12 protein-coding genes are annotated in these 15,043 nt (G+C 70.1%); 4 read left to right on the forward strand and 8 right to left on the reverse strand.

Going from position 1 to position 15,043, the window contains the following annotated elements; translation table 11 throughout:
* Nucleotides 1–3: 3 nt before the first annotated feature.
* From ABD419_RS12910 to ABD419_RS12935, 6 genes are all read right to left on the reverse strand, one after another.
* Nucleotides 4–639, reverse strand: coding sequence for an adenylate kinase (locus ABD419_RS12910; RefSeq protein WP_344486999.1), 636 nt, complete (start codon nucleotides 637–639; stop codon nucleotides 4–6).
* 107 nt (nucleotides 640–746) lie between these two features.
* Complete coding sequence (gene secY / locus ABD419_RS12915; RefSeq protein WP_091053629.1) at nucleotides 747–2,084, reverse strand: preprotein translocase subunit SecY; 1,338 nt, start codon at nucleotides 2,082–2,084, stop codon at nucleotides 747–749.
* 251 nt (nucleotides 2,085–2,335) lie between these two features.
* Complete coding sequence (rplO, locus tag ABD419_RS12920; protein ID WP_344487002.1) at nucleotides 2,336–2,809, reverse strand: 50S ribosomal protein L15; 474 nt, start codon at nucleotides 2,807–2,809, stop codon at nucleotides 2,336–2,338.
* A gap of 2 nt (nucleotides 2,810–2,811) precedes the next feature.
* Complete coding sequence (gene rpmD / locus ABD419_RS12925) at nucleotides 2,812–2,994, reverse strand: 50S ribosomal protein L30 (protein WP_091053631.1); 183 nt, start codon at nucleotides 2,992–2,994, stop codon at nucleotides 2,812–2,814.
* A gap of 10 nt (nucleotides 2,995–3,004) precedes the next feature.
* The gene (gene rpsE, locus ABD419_RS12930) at nucleotides 3,005–3,643 is read right to left on the reverse strand and encodes a 30S ribosomal protein S5 (RefSeq protein ID WP_344487004.1); all 639 of its coding nucleotides are present in this window, start codon (nucleotides 3,641–3,643) and stop codon (nucleotides 3,005–3,007) included.
* A gap of 265 nt (nucleotides 3,644–3,908) precedes the next feature.
* Nucleotides 3,909–5,366: an RICIN domain-containing protein gene (locus ABD419_RS12935; protein WP_344487006.1), complete on the reverse strand. Its 1,458-nt coding sequence runs from the start codon at nucleotides 5,364–5,366 to the stop codon at nucleotides 3,909–3,911.
* A 453-nt stretch (nucleotides 5,367–5,819) separates the two neighbouring features.
* Between ABD419_RS12935 and ABD419_RS12940 the strand changes: the two genes are divergently transcribed.
* Genes ABD419_RS12940 through ABD419_RS12955 form a run of 4 tightly spaced genes read left to right on the forward strand, consistent with a single transcriptional unit; the run spans nucleotide 5,820 to nucleotide 13,569 of the window.
* Nucleotides 5,820–6,326 (forward strand): GtrA family protein, encoded by a 507-nt coding sequence (locus tag ABD419_RS12940; protein ID WP_344487008.1) that lies wholly within the window; start codon nucleotides 5,820–5,822, stop codon nucleotides 6,324–6,326.
* 16 nt (nucleotides 6,327–6,342) lie between these two features.
* Nucleotides 6,343–8,598 carry a glycosyltransferase gene (locus ABD419_RS12945; protein WP_344487010.1) on the forward strand — a complete coding sequence of 752 codons (2,256 nt, stop codon included), beginning with the start codon at nucleotides 6,343–6,345 and terminating at the stop codon, nucleotides 8,596–8,598.
* Complete coding sequence (locus ABD419_RS12950; protein ID WP_344487012.1) at nucleotides 8,595–10,034, forward strand: glycosyltransferase family 2 protein; 1,440 nt, start codon at nucleotides 8,595–8,597, stop codon at nucleotides 10,032–10,034. Before ABD419_RS12945 ends, ABD419_RS12950 begins: the two co-directional genes overlap by 4 nt.
* On the forward strand, nucleotides 10,024–13,569 hold the full coding sequence (locus tag ABD419_RS12955) for a PQQ-dependent sugar dehydrogenase (RefSeq protein WP_344487014.1): 3,546 nt from the start codon (nucleotides 10,024–10,026) through the stop codon (nucleotides 13,567–13,569). The genes ABD419_RS12950 and ABD419_RS12955 overlap by 11 nt, the downstream gene beginning before the upstream one ends.
* A gap of 78 nt (nucleotides 13,570–13,647) precedes the next feature.
* Here ABD419_RS12955 and ABD419_RS12960 read toward each other — a convergent pair whose 3' ends face one another.
* Complete coding sequence (locus ABD419_RS12960) at nucleotides 13,648–14,064, reverse strand: GNAT family N-acetyltransferase (RefSeq protein ID WP_344487016.1); 417 nt, start codon at nucleotides 14,062–14,064, stop codon at nucleotides 13,648–13,650.
* A gap of 79 nt (nucleotides 14,065–14,143) precedes the next feature.
* Nucleotides 14,144–15,037 (reverse strand): carbohydrate ABC transporter permease, encoded by an 894-nt coding sequence (locus ABD419_RS12965; RefSeq protein WP_344487018.1) that lies wholly within the window; start codon nucleotides 15,035–15,037, stop codon nucleotides 14,144–14,146.
* Nucleotides 15,038–15,043 lie beyond the last annotated feature (6 nt).

A 15,043-nucleotide genomic window follows, 5' to 3' on the forward strand; every position in this document is an offset into this window, starting at 1 on the left:
CGGCTACTCCGCGGCGCCGATGGCGGCCAGGGCGCGCTCGGTCACCTCGGCGACCTCGCCGATCGCGTCGATCTCGACGAGCTTGCCCTGCTTCTCGTAGAAGCCCACGAGCGGCGCGGTCTGCTCGGCGTAGACCTCCAGGCGGTGCTTGACCGTCTCCGGCTTGTCGTCGCTGCGCTGGTAGAGGTCGTCGGAGTCGGGGTCGGCCGGCGGGTCGAACTCCAGGTGGTAGACCTTGCCGGTGGACTTGGAGACGCGGCGGCCCGACAGGCGGCGCACCACCTCGTCGTCGCTGGCGACGAGCTCGACGGCCGTGTCGAGGACGACGCCGGCCTCGTCGAGGATGCCGTCGAGGACCTTCGCCTGCTCGGTGTTGCGGGGGTAGCCGTCGAGGAGGAAGCCGTCCTTGGCGTCGTCCTGCGCGAGGCGGTCGGCCACCATCTCGTTGGTGACCTCGTCGGGGACGAGCTCACCGGCGTCCATGTACTCCTTGGCCTTGAGGCCGAGGGGGGTGCCGCCGGAGACGTTGGCGCGGAAGATGTCGCCGGTGGAGATCTTGGGGATGCCGAGCCGCTCGGCGATGATCTCCGCCTGGGTGCCCTTGCCGGCCCCGGGCGGGCCTACGAGTACCAGTCGCAAAGGAATTTCCTCCCGTGTCGTGCTGTGCCGATCCTCGGCGAACTTCGCCGAACGTGCCGATAGCGCGGCCGGTGCGGCCGCGCTGTGGCACCGAGGTCAATCCTGCGTCAGCGCAGGAAGCCCTCGTAGTGGCGCTGCATCAGCTGGGACTCGATCTGCTTGACCGACTCCAGGCCGACGCCCACCATGATCAGCACCGAGGTGCCGCCGAACGCGAACTGAGCGAACAGCTGCTGGTTACCGAACGCGATGATGGCCAGATTGGGAAGGATAGCGATCGCGGCGAGGTACAGCGAGCCCGGGAAGGTCAGGCGTGACAGGACTCGCTGCAAGTAGGTCGCGGTCGGGTTGCCGGGGCGCACGCCCGGGATGAACCCGCCGGCCTTCTTCATGTTCTCGGCGACGTCGTCGACCTTGAAGGTGATCGACACGTAGAAGTACGTGAAGAAGATGATCAGGAACGCGTACAGCGTGATGTAGACCCAGGAGCCCTGGTTGAGCAGGTACCGGTCGATGAACTGGACCCACTGGGCGTCGCTGTTCTGGTTGAGCTGGCGGAACAGCGTCGGGATGTACAGCAGCGACGAGCCGAAGATGACGGGCACGACGCCGGCCTGGTTGACCTTGAGCGGGATGTAGGTCGAGGTGCCGCCGTACATCCGGCGGCCGACCATCTTCTTGGCGTACTGCACCGGGATGCGGCGCTGCGACTGCTCGATGAAGATGACCGCGACCATGATCGCGATGCACAGGCCCACGATGACGGCGAACATGAACCAGCCCTCGGACTCCTGGAGGGACCAGAACTGGCCGGGCATCTGGGCGGCGATCGACGCGAAGATCAGCAGGCTCATGCCGTTGCCGACGCCGCGCTCGGTGATCTGCTCGCCGAACCACATGATGATCGCCGAGCCGGCGACCATGACGGCCACGACCGTGACCACGGACATCCAGTAGGGGATGTTCGCCTCGGTGGTCGACAGGTCGGGGAGGATCGGGCTCGGGCACTCGGTCTGGAACAGGATGCCGGACCGGGCGAGCGCGATGTAGCCGGAGGCCTGGAGCAGGGCCAGGCCCAGCGTCAGGTACCGGGTGTACTGGGTGATCTTGACCTGGCCGGGCTGGCCCTCCTTGCGGAGCTGCTCGAGCCTGGGGATCACCACGGTCAGCAGCTGCATGATGATCGACGCGGTGATGTACGGCATGACGCCGAGCGCGAAGACCGACAGCTGGAGGAGCGCTCCACCGGTGAAGAGGTTCAGGAGGCCGAACACGCCCGCTTCATCGGTCGGCTGGATGTTCAGGCAGGACTGCACCGCGGCATAGTCGATGCCGGGACTCGGCATCTGCGCACCCAGACGATACAGACCGATGATCATCAGGGTGAACAGGATCTTCTTGCGCAGATCCGGGGTCCGAAACGCGCTGATGAAGGCGGAGAGCAATGCGGTTCCTCCTGAACAAGACCCCCTGGCGGGGCCCATGGTGCTGCGGTGCAACACCTTTCGTTACCAGTGGGCGTGTGAAGTTCGTAGCGGGAGGGTCACGCGCCCGAGGAAGACGGCGGCCCTCGCCAAGGGAGCCTAGCAGGCGCATTCGGACGCAGCGTATTCGGCACTGAGCATGACGAAACGGGCCGGAGTTCCCTCCGGCCCGTTTGCGCAGATCAGGTGTTCGTCCGATCCGGTCTGCCCGCCTACTCGGCGAGGGCCTCACCGGTCTTCTTGTCCACCACGGTGGTCGAGCCGCCGGCGGCGGAGACCTTGGTGGTCGCGGAAGCCGAGAAGGCGTGCGCCTTCAGGTCGAACTTGACGCCTTCGAGCTCGCCCGAGCCGAGGACCTTGATGAGCTCCTTCTTGTTGAGGACGCCCACCTCGATCAGCTGCTCCGGGCCGACCTGGCCGCCGTCGGGGAAGAGTTCCACGAGACGGTCGAGGTTGACCACTTGGTAGACGAGCTTGTTGTGCGGCTTGAAGCCCTTGAGCTTCGGGACGCGCAGCTGGAGGGGCATCTGCCCGCCCTCGAACGCGGCCGGCACGGTCTTGCGGGCCTTGGTGCCCTTGGTGCCGCGACCGGCGGTCTTGCCCTTGGAGCCCTCACCGCGACCGACGCGGGTCTTGGCCTTCTTGGCGCCGGGAGCCGGCTGCAGGTCATGAATGCGGATAGCCATGACTACTCGACCTCCTCGACGTCGACCAGGTGACGGACGCGGTGGACCATGCCGCGGTACTGCGGGAGGTCCTCCTTGTAGACGGTCTGGCCGATCTTGCGAAGGCCGAGCGTCTCGATGGTCGCGCGGGCCTTCGGCTTCTCGCCGATGACCGACTTGTGCTGGGTGATCTTCAAACGTGCCATGTCAGATCCCCTACGCCTGCGCAGCCTGGGCGGCTTCGGCGCGGGCGCGCAGCAGGCCCTGAGGAGCGATGTCCTCGAGCGGCATGCCGCGGCGGGCCGCGACGGCCTCCGGCGATTCGAGCTGCTTGAGCGCCTTGACCGTCGCGTGGACGATGTTGATGGCGTTCGAGGAGCCCAGGGACTTCGACAGGACGTCGTGGACGCCGGCGCACTCGAGCACGGCGCGCACGGGGCCGCCGGCGATGACACCGGTACCGGCCGAGGCCGGCTTCAGGAGCACCTTGCCGGCCGCGTCCTCGCCGAACGTCTCGTGCGGGATGGTGCCGCCGATGCGGGGGACCGTGAAGAAGTTCTTCTTGGCCTCCTCGACGCCCTTGGCGATCGCCGCGGGGACTTCCTTGGCCTTGCCGTAGCCCACGCCGACGTTGCCCGCGCCGTCGCCGACCACCACGAGGGCGGTGAAGGCGAAGCGCCGGCCGCCCTTGACGACCTTGGCGACGCGGTTGATGGTGACGACGCGCTCGATGTGCGGGGACTTCTCGGCGCGGTCGCGACCGCGTCCGCCGTCACGCCCGCCGCGGCCACCGCGACCGCCGCGGCCAGCGCCGCCGCCGTCCCGGCCGCCGGCCGATTGCTGTTGATCAGTCACTCGACTGATTCCTTTCGTTCGCTAAGCGCCGCGCCCGACGTCGTCGGGCCCGACTCGCATACTGTGCCCTTGTGTGCAGGCCTTCGGCCCCGGGCGTCCGGTCTCGCTGACCGGGAGCTGCCGCGCCGAAGCGCAACCTCTCGATTATGCCTGGTCAAGGGACCTGCGGCGAACGGCGGGGTCGGGCTGAGGCCGGGAACACACGCGCGCGGACCGCCGCCCGCGGTCGAGCGTCGCGGGCGGCGGTCGGATGCCACGGGGCGCGCTAGAGCGCGGTGACGTCCCACTGCTGGTTCGCGGCGCCGGTGCAGGGGTGCTGCACGATGGCGGCGCTGTTCGCCGTCGAGGAGCCGGCGACCGAGACGCACATGCCGGAGTGCTGCGCGACGATGAGGTAGTTGCCGTTGGCCGCGGGCCGGAGGGCGAAGCGCTGGTTGCCGCCGGCCCAGCAGCCCCACTGGCCGACGGCGGCGCCGCTGGCGGTGGACTGGTTCATGACGTCCCAGCACTTGCCGGTGGCGGTGTTGGCGATCGAGCCGACCTTGGAGCCGGGGTAGACGGGGTCGAAGGTGAAGGCCTGGGGCGCGCCGGCCCAGCAGCCGTACTGGATGAGGGCCGTCCCGTCGGTGCCGGTGCCGCCGGGGACGTCGACGCATCTGCCGGAGTTCGCGTTGACGAACTTGGTGGAGTAGGGGCTGCCGTCGTCGGTGCCGACGACGCCTTGGACGGTGCCCGCGGCGGCGTCGATGTTCAGGGTCGAGTACCAGGTGAGGGACATGCTGGTGCTGCTGGGGAACGCGATGGGGAGCCAGACGTACTCGCTGTCCATGGGTTTGCCGCCCCACTGGGGGCCCCAGCGGTCGCCCATGTAGAGGTAGCTGGTGCCCGCGGTGCCCTGGACGGTGGTGACGAAGGTCGGCTGGGAGCCGTAGGTGGTGGAGTTCCCGGCGTTGGACCAGCCCGACCAGGCGCCCTCGGGGAAGTTCGTGGTGGTCGCGTACTGGGTCTGGTTGGCGTTCCAGCCGGTGGCGCCGGAGGTGACGAGGAAGTAGACCCCGTTGCGCTGGAACACGGCCGGGGCCTCGCGGTGGTAGCCGTCGAAGACGTGCACGAGCTCGTCGACGGCGAGGTAGTCGTCGGTGAGCCGGTAGACGTTGAGGTCGTAGTTGACGTCGGCGGCGGAGATGAGGTAGCCGGTGCCGTCGGTGTCGACGAAGAGGGTCATGTCGCGGGAGTCGTATCCGGCGGGGCGGAAGGAGCCCTGGTACTCGTAGTCGCCGTCGACGGTGTCCGAGACGGCCACGGCCACTTCGGCGTCGCCGTAGTCGACGCCGTTCTCCTTGTGGGCCCAGAGGACGTACTTGCCGGTGGCGGCGTTGTAGACGACCTTGGGCCGCTCGATGTTCGCGGGCGAGAGGTCGGGGTCGGACTCCGCGCTGAGGATGTCGTTGCGGAACGTCCAGTTGACGAGGTCGGTGCTGCTGTACATGCTGACCTGGTCGAAGAGGTAGTCGTTGCGCTGCTCGCCGACGAGGTAGTAGGTGTTGCCGACCTTGAGCATGCCGCCGCCGTGGGCGTGCATGAGGTTGCCGGAGGTGTCGGTGATGGTCTGGCCGTTGTCGAACGGCACGACGGCGGCTTCCGCCGGGGCGGGGGCGCCGAGGCCGAGGACCGCGGTCGCGAGGGCGGTCGCCGCCGCGAGCGCGGCCAACCTTGAGGACATCGTCGTCTCCTTCGCTTGGGCCCCTGAGTGAGGGCAGGATCGATCAATTTCGATATTTGCACAGATTCCCGAGCTTGTAAAGACCCTTCGTCTAACGGGTTTAGTAACATATTCTTTCGCATTGTCCGGGAACCCGATAAAGCTACTTCCCAGTCATCCCCCGTTCGGGCAATTCTGCAACGTCAACTACCCGACAGTTCTCGCGGAATTGTAATCGCGACTTGTCCGAATCGATCGGATACGCGATGGACGTGCGCGATCCCGTAATCGCTCAAACTGGACATTTGCCGACCTTCAAGTGACACACCGTGATCCCGGTCCGCTCGCGCTGGGGCACATGGCCTGTTCAAGAGTCGCTAGGGTGGTCCTCACAACCAGAATCGCCGAACGCACGACGCTCCATTGAAGAAGAGTCGATGCGCTTATCCGTCGTGCCTTCAGGAGGCTTATCGAATGCGTCGGCTCCGGCCGCAAATAGTGCGGCTCGCCCGATTCTCAGGCGTCGGCCTGACCTGTTTCGCAATACAGGCCGGGATACTCCTGGCCCTCGAGCGCGCGGGCGTGCCCGGCCCGGCCGCCAACGCGACCGGGTTCCTCGCCTCGGCCCAAGTCAACTTCCTCCTGTCCACCTACTTCACGTGGGCCGACCGGCGCCTGCCGCGGGGCGACCCGTGGACCCGGCGCTGGCTGCCCTTCCAGGCCACCGTCGCGGTGAGCCTGGCCTGCAACACGGGCGTCTACGCCCTCGCCCGGGCCCTGTTCCCCGACCACCTGCCCCCGGTCGCCGCCGCCGCGGCGGGGGTGTGCGCGGGGGCCCTCCTGACCTACCTCGCGAGCGACTTCCTCGTCTTCCGCCCCCGGAAGGCGGCCCAGACCGACCACTTTGGAGCTTCCCTTGACGATCATCGCCGACCAGCCGCAGCACTCACCGGTCCGAACGGCGGCACCGCCGCCGACTGACGGGGTGGCGGTGGTCATGCCCGCCTACCGCGAGGAGGCGAACGTCGCCTCGACCGTGCAGGACTTCCTGTCGACCCTCGTCCGCGAGGGCGTCCCCCACGCGGTCGTCGTCGTCGACGACGGCAGCGACGACCGCACCGGCGCGATCATCGACCGGCTCGCCGCGGCCCACCCCGGACGGGTGATCGCGGTCCACCACGAGCGCAACCAGGGCTACGGCGCCGCCGTGCGCACCGGGCTCGAGACCGCGCTGCGGCGCACCGGGTTCCGCGAGATCCTGCTGACCGACGCCGACTGCCAGTTCCGCGCCGAGGACCTGGTGCGCCTGCGGGAGAAGAAGAGGGAGGAGCGCGCCGACGCCGTCATCGGCTACCGCCGGCGCCGGGCCGACCCGTGGCGCCGCCGCCTCAACGCCAAGGTGTGGACGCTGCTGTGCAAGACCCTGCTGCGCGTCCCCGGCCGCGACGTCGACTGCGCGTACAAGCTCATCGACCGCTCGCTCCTCCAGGACCTGCGCCTGTCCGGCGAGGCCGCCGCCATCTCCCCCGAGCTGCTGTGCCGCATCTCGGGCGACGGCGCCCGCATCGTCGAGCACCCCGTCGAGCACTACCCGCGCGAGCACGGCGAGCAGACCGGCGCGCGCCTGTCCGTCGTCGTCAAGTCCCTCGTGAGCCTCGCGGTCGTCTACGCCCACATGGTCCGCGACGCCCGCCGCCTCGGCTGGGTCCGGCGCCTCGCGACCCCGAAGGACCCCGGCGCGGCCCTCGTCACCCTCGCCGCCTGCGCGGCCGCGGTCGTCGCCTACCTGTACTTCGCCGACCACGGGTACCTGCTGGCGTACAAGGACGCCAACTCGCACCTCCTCATCGCCAGGCGCGTCGTCGACAGCCCCACCGCCGGGCTCGCCCAGCTCGGCGGCGTCTGGCTGCCGCTGCCGCACCTCCTCGCGGCCCCGCTGTCGCTGTGGGAGGGGCTGTACCTCAACGGGTTCGCCGGCGCGTTCGTCTCCATGGCCTCGTACGTCGTCGCCGTGCGGTTCCTGTTCGCCCACGCCAGGTCGCTCTCGGGCCACTGGGCCGGGGGCCTGACCGCCGCCGGGCTCTTCGCGCTCAACCCGAACGTGCTGTACCTCCAGGCCACCGCCATGACCGAGCTGCTGCTGTTCGCATGCGCGATCGTCGCCGTCCACTTCCTCCACGAGTGGTGCACCGAAGGGCGCCTGCGCGACCTGTCGCTGGCCTCCGGCGCCGTCCTCGCCGCGACCCTGACCCGCTACGAGGGCTGGATCCTCTGCGCCGTCGCCGCCGCGATCGTCGCCTTCACCGCCCTGCGCCGCCACCGCCGGTACTCCCACACCGAGGGGTCGCTCGTCGTCTTCGGCTTCGTCGCCGGCGCCGGCATCCTCGGCTGGATGGCCTGGAACCTCGCGATCTTCGGGAACGCGATGAACTGGAAGTCCGGCGAGTACGCCGACTCCTCCCTGTGGGTCGCCGAGGGCGAGGCCAACGTCGGGTCGCTGCCGACCGCGATGGAGACCTACGGCCTCGCCTCGCTCCACAACCTCGGGATCGCCACCGCCGCGATGGGCCTGGCCGGACTCGTCCTCTACGCCGTCCACCGGCGGCTGCGCTCGCGGTGGCTCGTGCCCTACGCGATGCTCGTGTTCGCGCCGTTCTTCGTGTGGGCCCTGTACACCGGCGAGCGGCCCCTCCACGTCAAGGAGGTCATGGGCGCGCTCTACAACGTGCGCTTCGGCCTCATCATGCTCATCCCCGCCGCGGTCTTCGCCGGATACCTCGTCGGCAGGCTCGTCCCGCGCCTCCCCGGCCGGCGCATCGCGGCCGGCACCCTCGCAGGAGCCGCCGTCGTCGGCGCCACCCTCGCCGTCGACGGCGCGGTCACCCTCGACGAGGCCGTCGAGTACCGCGCCAGCGGCTGGGAGGCCGACAACGCCGCCGTCTCGGCGTGGCTGCGCGAGCACCACGACGGCGGCGCGACCCTCATGATGTCCTTCGAGAACGAGTCCGTGACCTTCGAGTCCCAGGTCCCCACCGGCTCCCTCATCTACGAAGGCTCCTACCGGATCTGGGAGGAGGCGCTCGCGGACCCGCACACCGCGGGGGTCGAGTGGATCTACATGAGGGCCACCCCGGGCGCCGAGGACGACGTCTGGGAGGCCCTGTGGGGCACCGAGGCCCTCGACGACCACTACGAACTGGTCTACGACGAGGGCGACCGCCTCGTCTTCCGCGCCGAGGACGGTGCCGCGTGAACCCAGACGCCCCGCCCGCCGGCCTCAGCGCCCAGTCGCTCCTGTCCCGGGGCCAGACCGCCCTCGCGCTCACCGTCACCGGCGCGATCGCCGCCGCGATCGCCGTCGACCTGCTCACCGGCTTCGGGCCCAGCCCGCTCCAGTGGGCCCAGGGCGGCATGTTCGCCCTCATCATCCTGTACCTGGCCGTCATCGGCTTCAAGCTCGCCATGGTCATGGGCTCGGGCCGGTCCACCGCGATGCGCTTCGAACCCGGTGCGCTGGAGACGTTCCCGGACCACGAACTGCCGCGGTACACGGTCCTGGTGCCGCTGTACCGCGAGGCGGCGGTCGTCCCCGGGCTCGTCCGCCGGCTCTCGGCCCTCGACTACCCGGAGGAGAAACTCGAGATCCTGCTCCTGGTCGAGGCCGACGACGGCGAGACCCGCACCGCGCTCGCCTCGCAGCACCTCGGGCCGGCGTTCCGCACCGTGGTGGTGCCCGACACGCAGCCGAAGACGAAGCCCAAGGCCTGCAACGTCGGCCTGGCCCGCGCCACCGGCGAGCTGTGCGTCATCTTCGACGCCGAGGACCGGCCCGACCCCGACCAGCTGCGCAAGGCCGCGCTGGCGTTCCGGGTGCTCCCGGACCGGGTGGTGTGCGTGCAGGCCGAGCTCCAGTACTGGAACCCGTGGACGAACTGGCTCACCCGGTGCTTCTCGGCCGAGTACGCCACCAACTTCAGCCTGACGCTGCACGGCATGGACCGCCACCGCCTCGCGATCCCGCTGGGCGGCACGTCGAACCACTTCCGGATCGACGCGCTGCGCGACCTCGGCGGCTGGGACCCGTTCAACGTCACCGAGGACGCCGACCTCGGCATCCGCATCGCCCGGCGCGGCTGGGACGTGCGGATGATCGTCTCGGTCACCGAGGAGGAGGCGAACTCAGCGTTGGGCAACTGGATCCGCCAGCGCAGCCGGTGGATCAAGGGGTACCTGCAGACGTGGCTGGTGCACTCGCGGCAGCCGCTGAAGCTGTGGCGGGAGCTGGGGACGCGCAAGACCCTGGCGATCCACCTGACGCTCGGGTTCTCGACGGTGACGACGCTGATCAACCCGGTGATGTGGCTGATGACGCTGTCGTACTTCGTGTTCGGGCCGGAGTGGATGGAGCCGCTGTTCCCGCCGGTCGTCCTCTACGGCGGCATGTTCGCGATGATCGCGGGCAACGCGCTCATGTGCTACGCGCTGATGCTCGGCTGCCTCAAGCGCGGCCTGTACGCGGCGGTGCGGGCGATGCTCACCGTGCCCCTGTACTGGGGGCTGATGAGCGTGGCGGCGTACAAGGCGTTCGGGCAGCTGCTGCGGCCCAGCAAGCGGCATTTCTGGGAGCTGACGGTCCACGGGCTGGACACGTCCGACGAGGTCGACGAGGAGGTCGCCCATGCTCGGTGAGCGGTTGGGCCGCTTGGGGGCCGGGGCGATCGTCGCCGCCGCGCTGCTGACGGCGCCGGGGTCGGCGGAGGCCGCGCCCCCGGAGGAGTTCGAGAAGCTGCTCGTCGTGGACGGGCTGGAGGAGCCGACGTCGTTCCGGTTCACGCCGGACGGGGACGTCCTGATCGCGGAGAAGAACGGCGCGATCCAGCTGCTCCACGACGGGGAGCTGCACGGCCACCCGCTCATCGAGCTGGCGACCGCCGGCTCGGACGAGCGGGGGCTGCTGGGGCTGGAGCTGGACCCGGACTTCGCGGAGAACGGGTACGTGTACGTCGGGTACACCGCCGCGGACAACCTGGACCGGTTGAGCCGCTTCACGATGACCGGGCACGAGATCGACCCGGACACGGAGCTGGTGCTCGTGCAGTCGGAGCAGGACGCGAACGTGTTCCACCACTCCGGGAGCGTCAAGTTCGGCCCCGACGGGAAGCTGTACTGGACCCTCGGGATGAACACGAACAACCAGAACCCGCCGAACCTGGGGAACGTGCACGGGAAGATGCACCGCATCAACCCCGACGGGTCGGTCCCGGAGGACAACCCGTTCGTCGACACGCCGGGCGCGGAGCCGTCGGTGTGGGCGTACGGGCTGCGCAACTCGTTCCGGTGGGACTTCGTCCCCAGTGGACCGAATGCGGGGAGCGTGCTCGCCGGCGACGTGGGCGGCTCGGAGTGGGAGGAGCTCAACCTCATCGAGCGCGGCGCGAACTACGGGTGGCCGCACGTCGAGGGGGTGTGCGCGGACTGCCCGTACGCGCAGCCGGTGTACGCCTACCCGCACACCGAGCCGCCCGCGAGCGCGGGCTCGATCTCCTCGGTCGAGGTGTACGAGGGCGGGCTGCTCGGGGAGGAGTACGAGGACGCGGTGTTCTTCGCGGACTACACGCTCGGGTTCGTGAAGTACCTGGTGATGGACGAGGCGTTCGAGACCGTGGTGTCGGTGCACGACTTCGACACCGAGGCGGGCACGCCGGTGGAGCTCCAGACGGGCCCCGACGGGGCGCTGTACCAGTTGGACATCTACCCCGGTGCGCTGTACCGGATCGCGCCCTCGGGCGGGAACCGCACGCCGGTCGCGGCCGCGGCCGCGACGCCGGACAACGGCTACGCGCCCTTGGAGGTCGAGTTCTCGTCGGCGGGTTCGTCGGACCCGGACGGGGACCCGCTGACGTACGCGTGGGACTTCGGCGACGGCGGCGCCTCGACCGAGGCGGACCCGGTGCACACCTACACCGCGGACGGGGTCTACCAGGCGGTGCTGACGGTCTCAGACGGGGACAAGTCGGCGCAGTCGACAGTGGAGGTCCAGGTGGGGAACACCCGGCCGGAGGCGGTGGTGCTGACGCCGGAGGAGGGCCTGACGTACGACGGCGGCGACGTGATCGCGTTCTCCGGCGCGGCGACGGACCCCGAGGACGGGGCGCTCGGCGCGGCGTCGCTGTCGTGGACGGTGCAGTTCCACCACGCCGACCACGTGCACCCGTTCTACGGCCCCGCGGAGGGCGATTCGGGCGAGATCGAGATCCCGCGGGCGCCGCACGGCGGTGACAACACGTTCTACCGGATCGCGCTGACGGCCACCGACGCCGGCGGCCTCACCGACACGGCGTACGTCGACGTGCACCCGAACACCGTCGAGGTCGCGTTCGCCACGGACCCGCCGGGCCTGGAGTTCACGCTCGACGGGCGGCCCTCGGCGGGCGCGGTGAAGCGGATGGTCGTGGGCACCGAGTACGTGCTGGGCGCGGAGTCGCCGCAGTACGCGGACGGGTCGCGGTTCGAGTTCGCGGGCTGGTCGACGGGCGCGGAGCAGCAGCACGTGTTCACCGTCCCCGGCGAGGACGTCGAGGTGACCGCCGCGTTCACCGAGCTGCCGTACCCGCCGGCGCCGTGGGAGTCCACGGACATCGGCGAGCGGACCCAGCTGGGGCTCAGCAGCTTCGATCCGGAGGGCGCCGGCGGCGGCGAGTTCGCGGTGACCGGCGCGGGCTGGGACATTTGGGACGCGACCGACGAGTTCCACTTCGTGCACCGGCCGCTCATCGGGGACGGGTCGATCACGGCCCGGCTGACGTCGCAGGACGCGACGAACCCGTGGGCGAAGGCCGGGGTCATGGTGAAGGAGGCGGCCGAGGAGGGCGCCGCGTACGCGGCGGTCGCGGTGACCCCCGACCACGGGGCGCACTTCCAGGCGGACTTCGGGACCGACGGCGGCGGGTTCGACTACGTCGACGGCGAGGCGTGGCTGCGGCTGACGCGCGCCGGGGACGAGTTCACGGCCGAGCTGTCGGACGACGGCGAGACCTGGGAGGTGATCGGCTCGGCGGTCGTGCCGATGTCGGCGAGCGCGCGGGTCGGGCTGTTCTCGACCGCGCACGACAACACGCGGTTCTCCACGGCGGTGTTCGACTCGGTCGAGGTCGCGGCGGCGGACCTGGAGCTGACGTGCGAGGACGTCGGGACCCCGGCGATCGCCGGCTCGGCGTCGTTCGGCCCGGACGGGACGGCGACGCTCACCGGCGGCGGCGACGACATCTGGGGCGACGCGGACGAGTTCCACTACTGCCACAAGGCGCTCGCTGGCGACGGCGAGATCATCGCGCGGGTCGCGTCGCTGGAGGACACGGACGACTGGGCGAAGGCCGGGGTCATGGTGAAGTCCGCGCCCGAGGAGGGCGCGGACTACGCCGCGGCGATGGCGACCTCCGCCGAGGGCGTGCACTTCCAGACCGGGTTCGACACCGACGCGGACGGCCCCGACACGGCGGCGCCGGTGTGGCTGCGGCTGGTCCGGGAGGGGTCGCAGGTCACCGCGTACCACTCCCCCGACGGCCTGGCGTGGGAGCCGTTCGCGAGCGCGGTCCTGGCGGGCCCGGCGACGATCGGGCTGTTCGTGACCTCCCACGACGGGAGCGAGGCGAACACCGCCGTGTTCGACTCGATCGCGATCGCCGACGCGGCGCCGGCGGTGCCGGAGCCGTGGACGTGCGCGGATGTGGGCGGGCCGCGGATGCCGGGCGACGCGGTGCACTCGGGCGGCACGTGGACGATCACGGGCGTCGGCGACGACGTCTGGGGCGACGCCGACCAGTTCCACTACTGCCACCAGCCCTTGGCGGGCGACGGGCAGATCACGGCGCGGGTGGTCTCGCAGGAGGACACGGACGACTGGGCGAAGGCCGGGGTCATGGTGAAGTCCGCGCCCGAGGAGGGCGCGGACTACGCGCTGCTGGCGGTGACGCCCGCGAACGGCGTGCACCTCCAGTCGGGGTTCGACACGGACGTCGCCGGGACGGCGGCGGGCGCGCCGATGTGGCTGCGGCTCAGCCGGACCGGTGACACGGTGACGGCGTCGTGGTCGGCCGACGGGGCGGCCTGGTCGGCGTTCGGCACGGTGGAGCTGGCGGGCGGGGCGGTGATCGGCCTGTTCGCGACCTCGCACGACGGCTCCGATCCGGGCGCCGTGGTGTTCGACTCGGTCACCGTGGAGTAGACGGGCGCCGGGGGCTGCGGAACCCCCGGCGCCTTCCGCCGCTCGGGACGCGAAGGGGGCGTCCCGGGCGGCGGCTCGCTATGCGGGCTCGACGAGGCGGAACATGCCGTCCATGTCGCCGCGGGTGAACCCGTGGCGCTCGTAGAGGGGCACGGCGTCGCCGGTGGCGAAGAGGCCGACGAACGCGGTGGCGGGCGCGGTGGCCGCGACGAGTTCGAGGAGGCGCCGCACGAGGGCGGTGCCGACCCCGGCGCCCTGGGCGTCGGGGAGGACGGCGACGTCCTGGACGTAGAAGTACTTGACGCCGTCGCCGACGAGGCGGCCCATGCCGACGACGCGGTCGCCGTCAAGGGCGACGACGCCGGCGGTCGATCCGGCGAGGGACGCGGGCAGGGTGTCCCAGTCGAAGGCGCCGCCCCATCCGACGGCTTCGGCGAGCAGGCGGTGCTCGGCGGGGGTGGGCAGGCGGTCGACGACGGTGCATGCGGTGGTCACCCGTCGATTGTGTGACGGGTGTGCCGGATGGTGCAAGTGGTTTGCGCGAACCGGGCCCGCGCGCGGGCCCGGCCCTGCGCTACTTGATGGCCCCGGCGGTGAGGCCCTCCTGGATCTGGCGCTGGAACAGCACGTACGCGATGAAGATCGGGATCATCGCGAGGACGGTCCCGGCGAACAGCGCGCCCGAGTCGCCCTCGTAGCCCTGGCGCATGGCGAGGTTCGCCAGGCCCTGGGAGATGACGGCGTCGTCGGGGTTGCGGCCCATGAGGACCAGCGGCAGCAGGAACTGGTTCCACTGGCCGATGATGTTGAAGATCGTGATCGCGATCAGGCCCGGCTTCGCCATCGGCAGCATCACCTGGAAGAACAGGCGGTAGTGCCCGGCGCCGTCGACGATCGCGGCCTCGGCCACGCCCGTGGGCAGCGTGCGGAAGAACGCGGTCAGGAAGAACACCGTGAACGGCAGCGAGTACGCGATGTAGACGATGATCAGCCCGGTGTACGTGTTCAGCAGGCCCACGTTCCCGAGAGTCTTGAACAGCGGGAACAGCGCCAGGAACACCGGGAACATCATGCCGGCGGCGAAGCCGAAGTAGATGATCCGGTTCCCGATGAACTGGTACCTGGCCAGCACGTACGCGGCCATCGCGCCCAGGAGCATCGTCCCGGAGACGCTGAAGACCATGACCTGGATCGTGTTCAGGAAGAACGCGCCGATGTGCCCGTTCGTCCAGGCGTTGGCGAAGTTCTGCCAGTGCAGGGACTCCGGCAGCGCCAGCGGCGCGGAGGCGATCTCGCGCGTGGTCTTGAAGGAGGACAGCACGATCCACACCACGGGCACGATGACCATGAGCGACCACAGCCACAGGAAGCCCTGGGAGAAGACGTTCAGGACGGCGCCTTCGCGCGGGGCCCCGGAGGCGCGGGACGCCGGCTTCGCGGGGGTCTTGACGGGGGTCTCGGTAGCCATGTCGAA

Source organism: Glycomyces endophyticus (genome assembly GCF_039531525.1).
GTDB lineage: Bacteria > Actinomycetota > Actinomycetes > Mycobacteriales > Micromonosporaceae > Glycomyces > Glycomyces endophyticus.